This is a genomic window from Phenylobacterium sp. (assembly GCF_031984885.1).
Classification (GTDB): Bacteria; Pseudomonadota; Alphaproteobacteria; order Caulobacterales; family Caulobacteraceae; genus Phenylobacterium.
This window is the reverse complement of record NZ_DAMABV010000003.1, coordinates 223,124-238,273: the sequence shown is the minus strand read 5'-3', so window position 1 is coordinate 238,273 and position 15,150 is coordinate 223,124. Positions and strand designations below refer to the sequence as shown.

Sequence of the window (15,150 nt, the reverse complement as noted above, 5' to 3'; positions counted from 1 at the left end):
CGAACATTGCGATTACGGCTCTAGGAGGCTAACACCCGCCGCGAAGGAGCCCCGCCATGATCCCCCGTTACGCCCGCCCGGAAGCCGCCAAGATCTGGGATCCGCAGACGCGCTTCAAGATCATGTTCGAGATCGAGGCCCACGCCGCCGACAAGATGGCCGAGCTGGGCGTGATCCCGAAGCAGGCCGCGCAGACCATCTGGGAAAAGGGCCGCGACGCGATCTTCGACGTCGAGCGCATCGACGCCATCGAGCGCGAAGTGAAGCACGACGTCATCGCCTTCCTGACCCACGTGACCGAGATCGTCGGCCCCGAAGCGCGCTTCCTGCACCAGGGCATGACCTCGTCGGACGTCAACGACACCGCCCTGGCCGTCCAGCTCAGCCGCGCCACCGACCTGCTGATCGAGGACGTCGACCTGGTCCTGGCCGCGCTGCAGAAGCGCGCCTTCGAGCACAAGCTGACCCCGACCGTCGGGCGCAGCCACGGCATCCACGCCGAGCCGACCACCTTCGGCCTCAAGCTCGCCGGCCACTACGCCGAGTTCGTGCGCGCCAAGGAACGCCTGGCGATGGCCAAGTTCGAGATCGCCACCTGCGCGATCTCCGGCGCGGTCGGCACCTTCGCCAACGTCGCCCCCGAGGTCGAGGCCCACGTGGCCGAGAAGATGGGCCTGGCCGTCGAGCCGGTCTCCACCCAGGTGATCCCGCGCGACCGTCACGCCGCCTATTTCGCGGCCCTCGGCGTCGTCGCCAGCTCCATCGAGCGCCTCGCCGTCGAGATCCGCCACCTGCAGCGCACCGAAGTGCTTGAAGCCGAAGAGTTTTTCGACGTCGGCCAAAAAGGCTCCTCGGCCATGCCGCACAAGCGCAACCCGATCCTCACCGAGAACCTGACGGGCCTGGCCCGCCTGGTCCGCTCGGCCGTCGTCCCGGCCATGGAGAACGTCGCCCTCTGGCACGAGCGCGACATCAGCCACTCCTCGGTCGAGCGCGGCATCGCCCCGGACTCGACCATCCACCTCGATTTCGCCCTGCGCCGGCTGGCCAACGTCGTCGACCGCCTGCTGATCTATCCGCAGAACATGCTGAAGAACCTCGACCGCCTCGGCGGCCTGGTCCACTCCCAGCGCGTGCTGCTGGCCCTGACCCAGAAGGACATCTCCCGCGAGGCCGCCTACGCCGCGGTCCAGCGCAACGCCATGAAGGTCTGGCGCGGCGAAGGGAACTTCCTCGACTTCCTGAAGGCCGACCCCGAGGTGATCCTGTCGGACGCCGAACTCGCCGAGCTCTTCGACCTCGGCTACCACTTCAAGAACGTCGACACCGTCTTCGCCCGCGTGTTCGGGCAGGAGGCGATGGCCAAGGCGGCGGCGGAGTAGTTCCGTCGCGCGCCAAGTCAGGCTAGAGATCGGTCATGATCACCACCGCACGTGGCCGGCGGCGCTTCTGGCTCCGCCGCACCCAGGGCCCGACCTGCATCGTATGACGCCCCCGCAAGCGAGGCCGCGCACGCGCGCGGCCTATTGGGCGGCGCGGCCGTCGGCGACATTACGAGACCTCTGACATGACCATCCAAAGCACCGACTGGGCCCAGCGCTTCAGCGACCGCATGTCCCGCGTTCGCGCCAACGAGATCCGCGAGCTCCTGAAGCTCCTCGACCAGCCCGACATCCTCTCCTTCGCCGGCGGCATCCCCGACCCAGGCCTGTTCCCGGCCGAGCGCATCCAGGCCGGATACGACGCGATCCTGGCCGACCCCGACCTGTCGCGGCAGGCCCTGCAATACTCGGTCAGCGAGGGCTACCTGCCGCTGCGCGAGTGGATCGCCGAGCGCATGGCCGCGCACGGCGTCCCCTGCGGGCCCGACAACATCATGCTCACCGCCGGCTCGCAGCAGGCGCTCGACCTGCTGGGCAAGCTGTTCATCAGCCCCGGCGACACCGTGATGGTCGCCCGGCCGACCTATCTGGGCGCGCTGCAGGCCTTCACCGCCTACGAGCCGCGCTATCTCGACCTGCCGGAGGACGCGCTGGACGGCGGCTGCGACGCGCAGGCGCTGATGGCCGGCCGCGCGCCGCGGCCGCTCGGCTACTTTGTCCCCGACTACGCCAACCCGACCGGCGAGAGCCTGCCGCTGGCCCAGCGCGAGGCCCTGCTGGACCTCGCCCAGCAGCTCGACATGACCCTGATCGAGGACGCCGCCTATCGCGAGTTGCGCTTCGCCGGCGAGATCCAGCCCAGCCTGCTGGCCCTCGACGTCGCCCGCTCGGGCTCGATCGAACAGGCCCGCACCCTGTTCTGCGGCACCTTCTCCAAGACCATCTCGCCGGCCCTGCGGCTGGGCTGGGTCTGCGGGCCGAAGGCGGTGATCGAGAAGCTGGTCCTGCTCAAGCAGGGCAGCGACCTGCACGTCTCGACGATCAACCAGATGGTCGGCTGGCGCGCCGTCACCGAGGACTACGAGCAGCACCTCTCGCGCCTGCGCAACGCCTACGGCGCCAAGGCCCAGGCGACCCTGGACGCCCTGGCCCGCCACATGCCGCAAGGCGTCACCTGGTCGAAACCGGAGGGCGGCATGTTCGTCTGGCTGCGGCTGCCCGGCGGCCTGGACGGCAAGCACCTGCTGGAACGCGCCATCGCCGAGGAGCGCGTCGCCTTCGTGCCGGGCGAGCCGTTCTTCGCCGAGGTCCCGGCCGCCAACGCCATCCGGCTCAGCTATTCGCTGCCGACGGCGGCCGAGATCGACGACGGGGTCGGCCGCCTGGCCCGCCTGATCGCCCGGCACGGCTGAGCCACAGCCCATAGCGACTTCGCGCCAGAGTTGAACCTCCGAAGGCGACGCGCGTTCCGTCTCCGTGTCAGTTCGGCGCGCACGGAGGCGGCATGCTCGACCCCAAGATCTCCCAGGTCTGGCTGGTGGGCGGCGGGGTCGCCTCCCTGGCCGCCGCCGTCTTCCTGATCCGCGACGCCGGCGTTCCCGGCCCGAACATCCACATCCTGGAGGAGCTTCCGATCGCCGGCGGCGCCCTCGACGGCGCGGTCTCGCCGGCCCAGAGGGGCTTCGTCACCCGCGGCGGGCGGATGCTGGAGGAAGAGGCCTATCAGTGCCTCTGGAACCTGCTCGAGACGATCCCCTCGCTGGACGATCCCAAGGTCAGCGTCCGCGCCGAAACCCTCGCCTTCAACGAACGCGTCAAGACCGAGGCCCACGCCCGGCTGATCGCCGCCGGGGCGAAGATCCTCGACGCCGCGGAATACGGCTTCGACACCCGCGACCGCGTCGAGCTGATGCGGCTGCTCGCCCTGCCCGAGCGCGTCATCGGCGCCCGGCGCATCGACGACTTCTTCTCCGAGCACTTCTTTGCGACCAACTTCTGGCAGATGTGGCGGACCACCTTCGCCTTCCAGAACTGGCACAGCGCCATCGAGCTCAAGCGCTATTTCCTGCGCTTCGTGCAGGAGTTCTCGCGCATCCACACCCTCTCGGGCGTGCGGCGCACCAAGTACAATCAGTACGATTCCCTCGTCCGCCCGATCCAGAACTGGCTGAAGGAGCGCGAGGTCGACGTCCGCTTCGGGACCCGCGTCACCGACGTCGACTTCGACCAGTCCGATCCGGGCGCGCGGCGGGCGACCAGGATCCACGTCCAGGTCGACGGCTCCGCCGGGACCATCGACCTGGGCCCCCACGACGTCGCCATGATGACGATCGGCTCGATCACCGCCGATGCGACCTATGCCGGCGACGACACCGTGCCCGAACTAATCCGCGAGCGCCGCGACGGCGGCTGGTCGCTGTGGGAGACGCTCGCCGCCAAGGCCACCGACTTCGGACGCCCCAACACCTTCTTCGGCAATGTCGACGAGAACAAATGGGAGTCCTTCACCCTGACCATGCACGGCGACGCGCTGCTGAAGCGCATCGTGGAGTTCTCGAACAACGAGCCGGGCACGGGCGCCCTGATGACCTTCGTGGACTCCGGCTGGCTGATGTCGATCGTCGTGCCCTACCAGCCGCACTTCGCCGACATGCCCAGGGACCAGTTCACGCTCTGGGGCTATGGCCTGTTCATCGACGCGCCCGGAGACTTCGTGAAGACGCCGATGGCCAAGTGCACGGGCAAGGAAATCCTCACCGAGCTGATCCATCAGCTCGGCTTCGAGGACATGCTGGACGACGTCCTGGCGACGACGGACGTCACCACCGTGATGATGCCCTACGCCTCGGCGCTGTTCAGCCGCCGGGTTCCCGAGGACCGGCCCCTGGTGCTGCCGGCCGGGGCGGCGAACTTCGCGTTCCTGGGCCAGTTCACCGAGTTGCCCGAGGACGTGGTCTTCACGGTCGAATACTCTGTCCACGGCGCCATGCACGCCGTCTACGGGCTCTACGGCGTGGCCCTGGACATTCCGCCGATCTACCACGGGCTCAGCGACCCGAAGGTGGGCCTCAAGGCGCTGGAATCGGCCTTCCGCTAGCCGGACGCGGGGGCCGCGGCGGGAACGCCGCCTCCGCTCAGATCTCCACCTTGTCGGGCAAGGCGTCCACCACCTCGGCGAAGACCGCCTTGGGGTCGGCGTTCAGCGCCATGACGATGGCGTAGAACTCCACCACGTCGATCCGGCGCTCGCAGTTCTCGACATAGGAGATGAACTGCTGGGTCCGGCCCAGCCGCCGCGCCAACTCCGCCTGGCTCACCGCCTGCTCCTTCCGCAAGCGGGTCAGCACCGAGATCATCAATGCGTAGGCGTCGGTGAACACCGATCTGGCCATAGGCGTCCCGGTTCGTGGAAGCAGGGGCCATGGCTAAACGCCTATTCGAGTTACATGATTTTCATGTACATGATTTTGGTGTATTCGGAGCCGGCTGAGTTGGGGGCTTGACCTTTGGGGCCGGGAAGACATGGCGAAACGCAGGCCGGCTCCGGGCCTGCGTCGGACGAACTGCGCGAGATCGAGCGCCAGCTCCTGCTCGACGAGCTTGAGCTGCGCAGCGCGCCCGAGGCCGGGAAGGCCCAGCCCCGCGCGACCGCAGCGGCGGCGCTGGCCGCTGCTGCATTCGTCATCCTGCTCGCCGTCGTCGCCCCGGCCGCCTGCTCGGGCGACGGGAGCGCAGCGGGGCGCCCTACACCCGCTCGACGATGATCGCCGGGGCCATGCCGCCGGCGGCGCACATGGTCACCAGGCCGCGCTTGAGGTCGCGGCGCTCCAGTTCATCCAGGATGGTGCCGATCAGGATCGAGCCCGTCGCGCCGATCGGATGGCCCAGCGCCATGGCGCCGCCGTTCACATTGACCTTGTCGCGGTCCAGCTTCAGGTCGCGGATGAACTTCTCGGCCACCACCGCGAAGGCCTCGTTGATCTCGAAGAGGTCGATGTCGTCGAGGGTCAGGCCGGCCTTGGCCAGCACCTTGCGGGCCGCCGGCACGGGAGCGTTCAGCATCAGGGTCGGGGAATCGCCCATATTGGCCATGGCCACGACCCGGCCGCGCGCCTTCAGGCCGTTCTTGGCCGCATAGGCCGGCGAGGCGAGCAGCACCGCGGCCGCCCCGTCGACCACGCCCGAGGAGTTCCCCGCATGGTGCATGTGGGTGATCTTCAGGTCGGGATAGACCTGCCGGATCAGGTCGCCGTAGGTGGTGCCCTTGTCGTCCACGGGCACGTTGACGATCATCTCGAACGACGCCTTCAGGGCCGAGAGCCCCTCCAGCGTGGTCTGCGGCCGCGGGAATTCCTCGTGGTCCAGGGCCAGCGAGCCGTCCTCGCGATAGACCGGCACCAGCGACTTGTCGAAACGGCCGCCCTTGATCGCCGCGTCAGCGCGCTGCTGGCTGAGCAGGGCCAGTTCGTCCAGCGCCCGGCGGTCGATGCCCTCCATCGTGGCGATGGCGTCGGCGCAGACGCCCTGCTGGCTCTGCGGATGGCGCGCGCGCAGGCGCAGGTTGCCGGCGTCCATCATCGGCGGGGTCGAGGGATCGGCGCTGGCGCTGGTGTAGGACATCATCTCGGTCCCGCCGGCGATCACCAGGTCTTCCATGCCCGACATGATCTGGGCGGCGGCCAGGTTCACCGTCGTGATGCCCGAGCCGCAGAAGCGGTCCAGGGTCATGCCGCTGGCCTTGACGTCATAGCCGGCGTCGAGCGCCGCCATCCGGCCGAGGTCCCCGCCCTGCTTGCCGCGCTGGCTGGAGGTGCCCCAGATGATGTCGTCGACTTCGCCGGTCTTCAGGTCGTTGCGCTCGGCCAGGGCCTTCAGCACCGTGGCGGCCAGGTGCTGCGGGTGAAAATCGGCCAGCGCTCCTTTGCCGACCTTGCCGATCCCGCGGGGGGTGCGGCAGGCGTCGATGATCAGGGCCTCGGGCATAGTCTCGTTCCTTCCCAGTGGTTGCGGCGGCGCCGGCTCGTTCCTGGCAGACAAGCCCACCCGCCGTTACGGCAGTCCAGCGCCTTTTCCGTGCGGCGGGCGGTCGCAACCACGCCAGGGTAGGCGGCGCCGCGACATGGGGTTTCACCCGATCCCGCCGGCGGCTTCGCCGGGGTCTCCTGGCCGCTCACATAGTCCGGAGCCAAGCCATGCCCGCCAAACCGCCGAACATCCTCGTCATCTGGGGCGACGACATCGGTCAGTCGAACCTCAGTTGCTACACCCACGGCCTGATGGGCTATCGGACGCCCAACATCGACCGCATCGCCAGGGAAGGCATGCTGTTCACCGACAGCTACGGCGAACAGTCCTGCACCGCCGGCCGCTCCTCGTTCATCACCGGCCAGAGCGTCTATCGCACGGGTTTGTCCAAGGTCGGCATTCCCGCCTCGCCAGTCGGCATGCCGGACGGGACCGTCACGATCGCCGCCCTGCTCAAGAACCAGGGCTACGCCACAGGCCAGTTCGGCAAGAACCACCTCGGCGACCTGAACCACATGTTGCCGACCAATCACGGCTTCGACGAGTTCTTCGGCAACCTCTACCACCTCAACGCCGAGGAAGAGCCGGAGATGCCCGACTACCCCTCGGAGACGGACTTCCCGAACTTCCGCAAGATGTTCGGTCCGCGCGGGGTGATCCACTCCTGGGCGACCGACAAGGACGACCCGACCGTCCACGAGCGGTGGGGCAAGGTCGGCAAGCAGAGGATCGAGGACACCGGCCCGCTGACCAAAGCGCGCATGGAGACCTGCGACGATGATTTCGTCGAGGCCGCCTCAGACTTCATCAAGCGGCAGCATGCCGACGACAAGCCGTTCTTCGTCTGGCTGAACACCACGCATATGCACATGTTCACCCACACCAAGAAGTCGAGCCTGGGTCAGGCCGGCCGCTGGCAGTCGCCCTATCACGACACCATGATCGATCATGACAAGAACGTCGGGCAGATGCTGGACCTGCTCGACGAACTGGGCATCGCCGAAGACACCTTCGTCATGTACTCGACCGACAACGGCCCGCACCGCAACTCCTGGCCGGACGGCGGCATGACGCCCTTCCGCAGCGAGAAAAACACGAACTGGGAAGGCGCCTTCCGCATTCCAATGCTGATCCGCTGGCCTTCTCGGATCGAAGCGGGGTCGGTCGCCAACGGCATCGTCCAGCACCACGACTGGTTGCCGACCTTCCTGGAGATGGCCGGAGCGCCCGACGTCGTCGACAAGCTGAAGACGGGCTACGAAGCGGCCGGCCGAACCTACAAGAACCACATCGATGGGGTCAGCCTGCTCGGCTACATAACCGGCAAGGAAACGAAGAGCCCTCGCAACTTCTTCTTCTATTTCAGCGACGACGGCGACGTTCTGGCCATGCGCTTCGACAACTGGAAAATCGTGTTCATGGAGCAACGCTGCGCGGGCACCATGCAGGTTTGGGCCGAGCCCTTCACCCGCTTGCGTGTGCCGAAGCTATTCAACCTCCGCACCGACCCGTACGAGTTCGCGGACGTGACTTCGAACACCTACTACGACTGGTTCCTGTACCACGGCTACTTCATCCTGGTGGCGCAGGCGGCTGCGGCCAAATTCGTAGAAACCTTCAAGGAATTTCCACCGGCTCAACGCCCCGGCAGCTTCACCATTGATGACGCCATGGCGAAAATGACTGAAACCGCCGGCTCGGCTTGAGCCATGGAGGCCGGGGCGGCGGCTCTGGCACGCCGCCACGCGCCTTTAGTGTGTTTACTTCCATTCCGTAACGTCACTATCCGAACATCCGCCGGATAAGTCGGGAGGAGACGAGACGTCATGGACGCTGCTGCGATGAACGCCCTGTTGGCCAAGCAAAAGGCCGCTCACCTGCGTGACGGGGAGCCCTCGGCCGAGGTCCGCATCAACCGCATCGACCGGGCGATCGCCCTGCTGATCGACAATCGCGCGGCGATCGAGAACGCGATCAACGAGGACTTCGGGTCCCGCTCGCGCGAGGCGACCGCCTTCACCGACATCGCCGGCTCCATCGGCCCGCTCAAGCACGCCAAGGAGCACCTGGCCAAGTGGATGCGGCCGGAGAAGCGCAAGCCGACCCCGGCCATCCTCGGCCTGTTCGGCGCCAAGGCCGAGATCCGCTTCCAGCCCAAGGGCGTGGTCGGGATCATCAGCCCCTGGAACTTCCCGGTGAACCTCACCTTCGCGCCGCTGGCCGGGGTGCTGGCCGCCGGCAACCGGGCGATGATCAAGCCGTCCGAGTTCACCCCCGCCACCTCGGACCTGCTGGCCAAGATGTTCGCCGGCGCCTTCTCCGACGAGGAGATCGCGGTGGTCACCGGCGGGCCCGAGGTCGGCCAGGCGTTCTCCTCGCTGGCCTTCGACCACCTGATCTTCACCGGCGCGACCTCGATCGCCCGCCACGTCATGCGCGCGGCGGCCGAGAACCTGGTGCCGCTGACCCTGGAGCTGGGCGGCAAGAGCCCGGTGATCCTCGGCAAGTCGGCGGACATCGACGTCGCCTCGGCCCGGATCATGAACGGCAAGACGCTGAACGCCGGCCAGATCTGCCTGGCCCCCGACTATGTCCTGACGCCCAAGGAGAGCCTGGAGCCCTTCATCGCCGGCGCCCAGGCCTCGGTGGCCAAGCTGTTCCCGACCCTGAAGGACAATCCCGACTACACCGCCATCGTCGCCCAGCGGCACTACGACCGCATCAAGGGCTATGTCGACGAGGCCCGGGCCAAGGGCGCGCGGGTGATCGAGCTGAAACCGGAGGGCGAGGACCTCTCTCAGCAGGAGCACCGCAAGATCGCCCCGACCCTGATCATCGATCCCAGCGACGACCTGAAGGTCATGCAGGAGGAGATCTTCGGGCCGGTGCTGCCGGTGAAGACCTATTCGGGCATCGACGAGGCTATCGCCTATGTGAACAAGGGCGAGCGCCCGCTGGGCCTCTACTACTTCGGGTCGGACGAGGCCGAGCGCGAGAAGGTCCTGAAGCACACCACCTCGGGCGGGGTCACGGTCAACGACGTGGTCTTCCACGTGGCTCAGGAGAACCTGCCCTTCGGCGGCGTCGGCCCGTCGGGCATGGGCAGCTATCACGGCGTCGACGGCTTCCGCGAGTTCAGCCACGCCAAGGCGATCTACACCCAGATCAAGGCCGACAAGCCGCTGCAGCAGATGCGCCCGCCCTTCGGCCCGGCCATCCGCAAGTATCTGGACGGCCAACTGAAGCGGTAGGTCCAGGGCAGGGCGAGGCGACGAATCCCCGCGTCATCCCGGTTTGCGGAGCAAGACCGGGACGACGCGCAGGATATGCGATCCCCGGGGGGGCATCTGGGGTCTCGCCGCCGCGCGCCCAACAAAAAACGCCGCCCCGAAGGACGGCGTTCTTTTTGTCGAGACTGGAAGTCCTACTCGCCGGAGCGGAGCTGTTCGCGGGCCTGGGCCAGCAGTTCGTCCATCTTCATGCGGACCTCGCCCTCGCTGACGGAGACGCCCGAGCCTTTCAGGTCCTCGAACACCTTGCGCAGCACGTCCTCGTCGCCCGGCAGCTCGAAGTCGGACTTGACCACGGCCTTGGCGTATTCGGCGACGCTGTCGGCCGAGAGGCCCATCAGGCCCGCGGCCCATTCGCCCAGCAAGCGGTTGCGACGCGCCCCGGCCTTGAACTCTTGCTCCTGGTCGAGCTCGAACTTCTTTTCAAAGCCACGCTCGCGATCGTCGAAGGTCGTCATGTGTTCCCCAGTAGGCGGTCGGTCGGCGTTGCATATCCCGTGAACCGCCCCGTAGCAACGTAAACGCACGAACCGGCGCTGCGGCTCTTGCGCCGTTTGCGCCGAGGCGCCCATTCCATTAGTTTTTTCGAGCCTCATATGAGTGAGAGGGCCATACGGTCGGAGCCGCGCGCGTTTGAATCGAACTGCGCGCGTTTTTCGTTTTTCCGCTGGCGGCCAAGCCCTCGCTCTGGGAGAAGGCGCACATGACCACCCGCCGCAAGAAGATCTACGAAGGCAAGGCCAAGATCCTCTATGAGGGCCCCGAGCCCGGAACCCTGATCCAGTACTTCAAGGACGACGCCACCGCGTTCAATGCGCAGAAGAAGGCGATCCTGGAAGGCAAGGGCGTCATCAACAACCGCATCAGCGAGTATGTGATGACCAAGCTGAACTCCATCGGGGTTCAGAACCACCTCATCCGTCGCCTGAACCTGCGCGAGCAGTTGATCCGCGAGGTCGAGATCATCCCGCTGGAGGTCGTCTGCCGCAACGTGGCGGCCGGCAGCCTGGCGCAGCGCTTCGGCCTGCCCGAGGGCCAGGCCCTGCCGCGCTCGATCATCGAGTTCTACCTGAAGGACGACAAGCTCTCCGACCCGATGGTCGCCGAGGAGCACATCACCGCGTTCAACTGGGCCTCGACCCAGGAGATCGACGACATGATGGCCCTGACCCTGCGGGTGAACGACTTCCTCACCGGCCTGTTCGCCGGGGTCGGCATCACCCTGGTCGACTTCAAGGTCGAGTACGGCCGCATCTACGAGAACGACTTCTCGCGGGTGATCCTGGCCGACGAGATCAGCCCCGATTCGTGCCGCCTCTGGGACAGCCAGACGAACGAGAAGCTGGACAAGGACCGCTTCCGCCGCGACATGGGCGACGTCATCGAGGGGTACACCGAAGTGGCCCGTCGCCTCGGCATCATGAAAGAGATGCCCACCGTCATCCAAGGAGGCCTGCACTAGTGCGCGCGAAAGTTCATGTGTTCCTGAAACCCGGCGTGCTGGACGTTCAGGGCAAGGCCGTCGAGAACGCCCTGCACGGCCTGGGCTGGCCGCAGGTCGACGGCGTGCGCGTCGGCAAGACCATCGAGTTCGACCTGAAGGACGCCGCCGACAAGGCCGCCGCCGAGGCCCAGGTGAAGGACATGTGCGAGAAGCTGCTCGCCAACACCGTCATCGAAAGCTACCGGATCGAGGTGGCGTGAGAGGGCTCGCCGCCCTCTCCCCTGTCCTCCCGCTGATCCTGACCGCCTGCGCGCCGCCGCCCGAGCCGCCTCGGCCGCGGCTGGCGCTGGACTGCGCGCTCGCCTACGAGGCCCTGTCCGCCAAGGTGCTGGCCCAGCCGGGCCTGATCCCCGCGCCCCAGGAGCGCGGCGAGCCCTATCGCTTCTACAACATGCAGGGCGGCGGCGAGGCCTTCGTCCTGACCCAGGCGGGCGCGCCCGGCCATCCGGCGGTCTTCAAGCAGGAAGCCGTGCAGGAAAGCGGCCGCAAGGTCATGAAGAACACCGGCTGCGCCTATGGCGACAAGGCTGGATTCGACCAGGTGATGGCCTATCTGGAGAGCTTGAGCGCCAGGTAACGGACACCCAGATGACGAGCTACCATCTCGCCCAGATCAATGTCGGCCGCCTGAAGGCGCCGATCGACGCACCCGAGACGGCGGACTTCACCGACAATCTCGACCGCATCAACGCCCTGGCCGAATCCTCGCCGGGCTTCGTCTGGCGGCTGACCGGGGACGGGAACGACGCCACCGACCTCGTCGCCTTCGACGATCCCATGGTCATCACCAACATGTCGGTCTGGGAGAGCCCCGCCGCGCTGGGCGCCTTCGTCTATCGCTCGGGCCACAGCCAGATCATGCGCCGCCGGGCCGAGTGGTTCCACCCCATGGAGGTCTTCATGGCCCTCTGGTGGGTCCCGGTCGGTCACGAACCGACGGTGGCGGAGGGCGTAGCCAGGCTCGCCCGGCTCGAGCGCGAGGGGCCGTCGCCCGAGGCCTTCACCTTCCGCACGCCCTATCCGGCGCCGGATGCGACCACCTCCCCCCTCCCAATTCTCGACAAATGCGCGTAAAGGGCCGCCCATGAAAGCCGCCGTCATCGTCTTCCCGGGTTCCAACTGCGATCGCGACTGCAAGGTCGCCGTCGAACGCTCCACCGGCGCCAAGGTGGACATGGTCTGGCACGGCGACACCGCCCTGCCCCAGGGCCTCGACCTGATCGTCCTGCCCGGCGGCTTCTCCTACGGCGACTACCTGCGCTGCGCGGCCATGGCCTCGCTCTCGCCGGTGATGAGCGAGGTGCGCGCGGCGGCCGAGCGCGGCGTCGCCGTGGTCGGCATCTGCAACGGCTTCCAGGTTCTGACCGAGTCCAAGCTGCTGCCCGGCGCCCTGCTGCGCAACGAGAAGCTCAAATACGTCTGCAAGCCGGTGGCGCTCGAGGTCACCAACGCCCAGACCCGCTTCACCGCCGGCTACAACGGCCGCCGCGAGGTCGAGATGACGGTCGGCAACGGCGAGGGCAACTACTTCGCGGACGAGGAGACCCTCGACCGGCTGGAGGGCGAGGGCCAGGTGGTCTTCCGCTATCTCGACAATCCCAACGGCTCGGCGCGCGACATCGCCGGCATCGTCAACAAGCAGGGCAACGTCATCGGCCTGATGCCGCACCCCGACCGCGCCTTCGAGGCCGAGCTCGGCTCGGCCGACGGGGCCATCCTGTTCCAGAGCGCGCTCGCCAGCGCCTAGTCTTCCTCGTCCTCGCCGGTCTCGTCGCCGATCGCCTCGGTGACCAGCCGGCGCCAGACCGGATCGCTGTCGTCGACCAGGTCGACGTCCTCCAGCAGGGCCACCGCGCCGCCGCCGTCGGGCAGCACCAGGCCCAGCACCTCCATGGTCTCGCCGTCCTCGGAATCGTGCGCCTCGGCCTGGACGGCCACGGCCGCGACCTCGCCGTCGTCCTCCCACCAGATCACCGGCTGGGGCAGGTCCATGTCGATCGGCCGGCCGCCGCGGGTGTCGCCCAGGGCGAAGATCGCCAGGCGGTTGCGCACGTCCTCCAGCGTCGCCACGGCGCCGGTGAAGGGCTTCAGCCGCGACCAGTCCTCGGCGTCATAGCCGCCGCCGTCGAAGCCGGGTTCGTCGTCATTGTCGTTCATCGGGCCTGCCTAGCCCCGAAGCTGACGAGACTCCAGCGTCCAGCGCTCAGTGAACGGTCGCCGACACGCTCGGTTCGTCGTCCCACATCCGCACCGGCAGCGGAAAGCCGGCCTTGCTGAGCGCCACGTTCAGCGTCCGGGCCAGCAGCACCGGCGTCTCCGGCGTCGCCACCAGCGGCCGCAGCAGTTGCAGCGCCACGTCCGGCGCGATCCGCGCCACGCCGCAGGCCAGCACCACCCGCTGTTCGTCGTGCGAATAGCCGCCGCAGGCGACGCAGTGCACCTCCATCGCCCGCACCGCGTCGCGCTCGATATGCTCCATCAGCGCCACGAACACGCTGGCCACGGGTTTGGAGCTGATGTGGGTCAGGCCCGGACGGATCAGTTCGCGCGGGTCGTCCCCCGCCATCCGCGCCCGCGCCCAGGCGCGCAGCGAGGCCAGCACCAGTTGCTCGGAGACCGCCAGGCCGTGGGGCCCGACGCGCAAGGACGCCGCGGCGAGGGGGGCGATGGCCATGGGAGCGCTCCTTAATTGCGAATGACTCGCAATATCGATACGCTCACCTACCCCGCCGGTCAATCGGGCTGCACGCCTTCGGGAGCCGATTTCCGGAACCCTACGCCCCGGACGGAGGCGGCTCTGGCGACCATCGGACATCATCGGCAGATTTTGCGCTGACGCCGCGTCAATGCCCTAAGCACCCCCGGGCAACCTGCGGAGGCGACATGCAGAAGCTGATGGGATCGGGCGAGTTGCTCGACGCGAACGGACATCTGGTCGAGCGCGGCTGGGCCGCCGCCGAGGTTCGTCGCTACGACCGCGCGGCTATCGGCGCGCCGCACGACGATCCGGCGATCAAGGAGTGGGACTACTACGCGATCCTCTCCCCGGACTTCGGCCTGGCGCTGACCGTCGCCGACAACGGCCACATGGGCTTCCTGGGCGTCTCATGGATGGATTTCCAGGCTCGGAGCTTCGTCAACGGCGGCGTCGGCCTGCCCGCCCCGCACGGCGCGATGGCGCTGCCGCCCAGCGCCGACGCCGGCGACATCGTCCACGAGCATCCGAAGATGCAGATCGCCTTCCGCATCGAGCCGGGCGGGCGGCGGCTGACCATCTACGCCCCGGGCTTCGACAAGGGCGCGGGCCTGTCGGGCGAGATCTGGCTGGATCAGCCGCCGATGGACCGCATGGTCATCGCCACGCCCTTCGCCGAACAGCCGACCGCCTTCTACTACAACCAGAAGATCAACTGCATGCCGGCCCGCGGACACATCGTCTACGCCGGGAAGCGCTACGCGTTCGAGCCGTCCAGCGCCTTCGCCGTGCTCGACTGGGGTCGCGGGGTCTGGACCTTCGACAACACCTGGTATTGGGGTTCGGCCTCGGGCCTGGTGGACGGCAAGCCGTTCGGCTTCAACATCGGCTACGGCTTTGGCGACACCTCGGCGGCCAGCGAGAACATCCTCTTCTTCGACGGCAAGGCGCACAAGCTGACCGAGCTGAAGTTCCACCTGCCCGACGGGCCCCACGACAGCGGCCCCTGGCGCTTCACCTCAACCGACGGCCGTTTCGAGATGACCTTCGAGCCGATCGTCGATCGCCATGCCGACTTCGCCATGGGCGCCATCAGCAGCCGCCAGCACCAGGTGTTCGGCAGGTTCTCGGGCGTCGCGGTGCTCGACGACGGCACGCGCCTCGAGATCCGCGACCTGATCGGCTTCGCCGAAGAGGTCGAGAACCACTGGTAGGGCCGGACGTCGCCCCCCGCGTCATCCGGGTCTTCGGCTG

Annotated in this window: 16 protein-coding genes; 11 read left to right on the top strand and 5 right to left on the bottom strand. The window is 67.6% G+C overall.

The annotated features are described in order from the left end of the window. Positions 1 to 56 precede the first annotated feature (56 nt). From purB to RTL41_RS06835, 3 genes are all read left to right on the top strand, one after another. On the top strand, positions 57 to 1,382 hold the full coding sequence (gene purB, locus RTL41_RS06845; RefSeq protein ID WP_312162671.1) for an adenylosuccinate lyase: 1,326 nt from the start codon (positions 57 to 59) through the stop codon (positions 1,380 to 1,382). A gap of 185 nt (positions 1,383 to 1,567) precedes the next feature. Then, positions 1,568 to 2,794 (top strand): PLP-dependent aminotransferase family protein, encoded by a 1,227-nt coding sequence (locus RTL41_RS06840; RefSeq protein ID WP_312162669.1) that lies wholly within the window; start codon positions 1,568 to 1,570, stop codon positions 2,792 to 2,794. 92 nt (positions 2,795 to 2,886) lie between these two features. After that, positions 2,887 to 4,479 (top strand): oleate hydratase, encoded by a 1,593-nt coding sequence (locus RTL41_RS06835; RefSeq protein WP_312162666.1) that lies wholly within the window; start codon positions 2,887 to 2,889, stop codon positions 4,477 to 4,479. Positions 4,480 to 4,516: 37 nt separating this feature from the next. On the opposite strand, the gene RTL41_RS06830 is transcribed toward RTL41_RS06835, so the two are convergent. Beyond that, on the bottom strand, positions 4,517 to 4,774 hold the full coding sequence (locus tag RTL41_RS06830; protein WP_312162663.1) for a helix-turn-helix transcriptional regulator: 258 nt from the start codon (positions 4,772 to 4,774) through the stop codon (positions 4,517 to 4,519). A 352-nt stretch (positions 4,775 to 5,126) separates the two neighbouring features. Beyond that, positions 5,127 to 6,365 (bottom strand): acetyl-CoA C-acetyltransferase, encoded by a 1,239-nt coding sequence (locus RTL41_RS06825; RefSeq protein WP_312162661.1) that lies wholly within the window; start codon positions 6,363 to 6,365, stop codon positions 5,127 to 5,129. A gap of 209 nt (positions 6,366 to 6,574) precedes the next feature. Between RTL41_RS06825 and RTL41_RS06820 the strand changes: the two genes are divergently transcribed. Further along, positions 6,575 to 8,113, top strand: coding sequence for an arylsulfatase (locus tag RTL41_RS06820; protein ID WP_312162659.1), 1,539 nt, complete (start codon positions 6,575 to 6,577; stop codon positions 8,111 to 8,113). Positions 8,114 to 8,233: 120 nt separating this feature from the next. Then, the gene (locus RTL41_RS06815) at positions 8,234 to 9,658 is read left to right on the top strand and encodes a coniferyl aldehyde dehydrogenase (RefSeq protein WP_312162657.1); all 1,425 of its coding nucleotides are present in this window, start codon (positions 8,234 to 8,236) and stop codon (positions 9,656 to 9,658) included. Positions 9,659 to 9,831: 173 nt separating this feature from the next. On the opposite strand, the gene RTL41_RS06810 is transcribed toward RTL41_RS06815, so the two are convergent. Then, positions 9,832 to 10,155 (bottom strand): DUF1476 domain-containing protein, encoded by a 324-nt coding sequence (locus RTL41_RS06810; protein WP_312162655.1) that lies wholly within the window; start codon positions 10,153 to 10,155, stop codon positions 9,832 to 9,834. A 245-nt stretch (positions 10,156 to 10,400) separates the two neighbouring features. Here RTL41_RS06810 and purC point away from each other — a divergent pair, with 245 nt between their 5' ends. From purC to purQ, 5 genes are read left to right on the top strand one after another with little or no spacing between them, the layout of a single operon-like run. After that, the gene (gene purC, locus RTL41_RS06805) at positions 10,401 to 11,159 is read left to right on the top strand and encodes a phosphoribosylaminoimidazolesuccinocarboxamide synthase (RefSeq protein WP_312162653.1); all 759 of its coding nucleotides are present in this window, start codon (positions 10,401 to 10,403) and stop codon (positions 11,157 to 11,159) included. Then, complete coding sequence (gene purS, locus RTL41_RS06800; RefSeq protein ID WP_312162650.1) at positions 11,159 to 11,401, top strand: phosphoribosylformylglycinamidine synthase subunit PurS; 243 nt, start codon at positions 11,159 to 11,161, stop codon at positions 11,399 to 11,401. The genes purC and purS overlap by 1 nt, the downstream gene beginning before the upstream one ends. Then, the gene (locus RTL41_RS06795) at positions 11,398 to 11,778 is read left to right on the top strand and encodes a hypothetical protein (RefSeq protein ID WP_312162648.1); all 381 of its coding nucleotides are present in this window, start codon (positions 11,398 to 11,400) and stop codon (positions 11,776 to 11,778) included. Before purS ends, RTL41_RS06795 begins: the two co-directional genes overlap by 4 nt. Before the next feature lie 11 nt (positions 11,779 to 11,789). Next, positions 11,790 to 12,275, top strand: a complete 486-nt coding sequence (locus RTL41_RS06790; protein ID WP_312162646.1) for a DUF3291 domain-containing protein — start codon at positions 11,790 to 11,792, stop codon at positions 12,273 to 12,275. 10 nt (positions 12,276 to 12,285) lie between these two features. Next, complete coding sequence (gene purQ / locus RTL41_RS06785) at positions 12,286 to 12,948, top strand: phosphoribosylformylglycinamidine synthase subunit PurQ (RefSeq protein ID WP_312162644.1); 663 nt, start codon at positions 12,286 to 12,288, stop codon at positions 12,946 to 12,948. Here purQ and RTL41_RS06780 read toward each other — a convergent pair. Next, a complete protein-coding gene (locus tag RTL41_RS06780; RefSeq protein WP_312162642.1) occupies positions 12,945 to 13,358 on the bottom strand; it encodes a hypothetical protein in 414 nt (137 codons plus the stop codon). The genes purQ and RTL41_RS06780 overlap by 4 nt on opposite strands. Positions 13,359 to 13,404: 46 nt before the next feature. Next, complete coding sequence (locus RTL41_RS06775) at positions 13,405 to 13,875, bottom strand: hypothetical protein (protein ID WP_312162640.1); 471 nt, start codon at positions 13,873 to 13,875, stop codon at positions 13,405 to 13,407. A 209-nt stretch (positions 13,876 to 14,084) separates the two neighbouring features. On the opposite strand from RTL41_RS06775, the gene RTL41_RS06770 reads away from it, so the two are divergent. Continuing rightward, positions 14,085 to 15,110: a DUF2804 domain-containing protein gene (locus RTL41_RS06770; protein ID WP_312162638.1), complete on the top strand. Its 1,026-nt coding sequence runs from the start codon at positions 14,085 to 14,087 to the stop codon at positions 15,108 to 15,110. The last annotated feature ends 40 nt before the right edge of the window (positions 15,111 to 15,150 follow it).

Bases quoted from the DNA above. Each gene is read 5' to 3' on its own strand.
- purB (WP_312162671.1), top strand. From the start codon at position 57: ATGATCCCCCGTTACGCCCGCCCGGAAGCCGCCAAGATCTGGGATCCG.
- RTL41_RS06840 (WP_312162669.1), top strand. From the start codon at position 1,568: ATGACCATCCAAAGCACCGACTGGGCCCAGCGCTTCAGCGACCGCATG.
- RTL41_RS06835 (WP_312162666.1), top strand. From the start codon at position 2,887: ATGCTCGACCCCAAGATCTCCCAGGTCTGGCTGGTGGGCGGCGGGGTC.
- RTL41_RS06830 (WP_312162663.1), bottom strand. From the start codon at position 4,774: ATGGCCAGATCGGTGTTCACCGACGCCTACGCATTGATGATCTCGGTG.
- RTL41_RS06825 (WP_312162661.1), bottom strand. From the start codon at position 6,365: ATGCCCGAGGCCCTGATCATCGACGCCTGCCGCACCCCCCGCGGGATC.
- RTL41_RS06820 (WP_312162659.1), top strand. From the start codon at position 6,575: ATGCCCGCCAAACCGCCGAACATCCTCGTCATCTGGGGCGACGACATC.
- RTL41_RS06815 (WP_312162657.1), top strand. From the start codon at position 8,234: ATGGACGCTGCTGCGATGAACGCCCTGTTGGCCAAGCAAAAGGCCGCT.
- RTL41_RS06810 (WP_312162655.1), bottom strand. From the start codon at position 10,155: ATGACGACCTTCGACGATCGCGAGCGTGGCTTTGAAAAGAAGTTCGAG.
- purC (WP_312162653.1), top strand. From the start codon at position 10,401: ATGACCACCCGCCGCAAGAAGATCTACGAAGGCAAGGCCAAGATCCTC.
- RTL41_RS06790 (WP_312162646.1), top strand. From the start codon at position 11,790: ATGACGAGCTACCATCTCGCCCAGATCAATGTCGGCCGCCTGAAGGCG.
- purQ (WP_312162644.1), top strand. From the start codon at position 12,286: ATGAAAGCCGCCGTCATCGTCTTCCCGGGTTCCAACTGCGATCGCGAC.
- RTL41_RS06780 (WP_312162642.1), bottom strand. From the start codon at position 13,358: ATGAACGACAATGACGACGAACCCGGCTTCGACGGCGGCGGCTATGAC.
- RTL41_RS06775 (WP_312162640.1), bottom strand. From the start codon at position 13,875: ATGGCCATCGCCCCCCTCGCCGCGGCGTCCTTGCGCGTCGGGCCCCAC.
- RTL41_RS06770 (WP_312162638.1), top strand. From the start codon at position 14,085: ATGCAGAAGCTGATGGGATCGGGCGAGTTGCTCGACGCGAACGGACAT.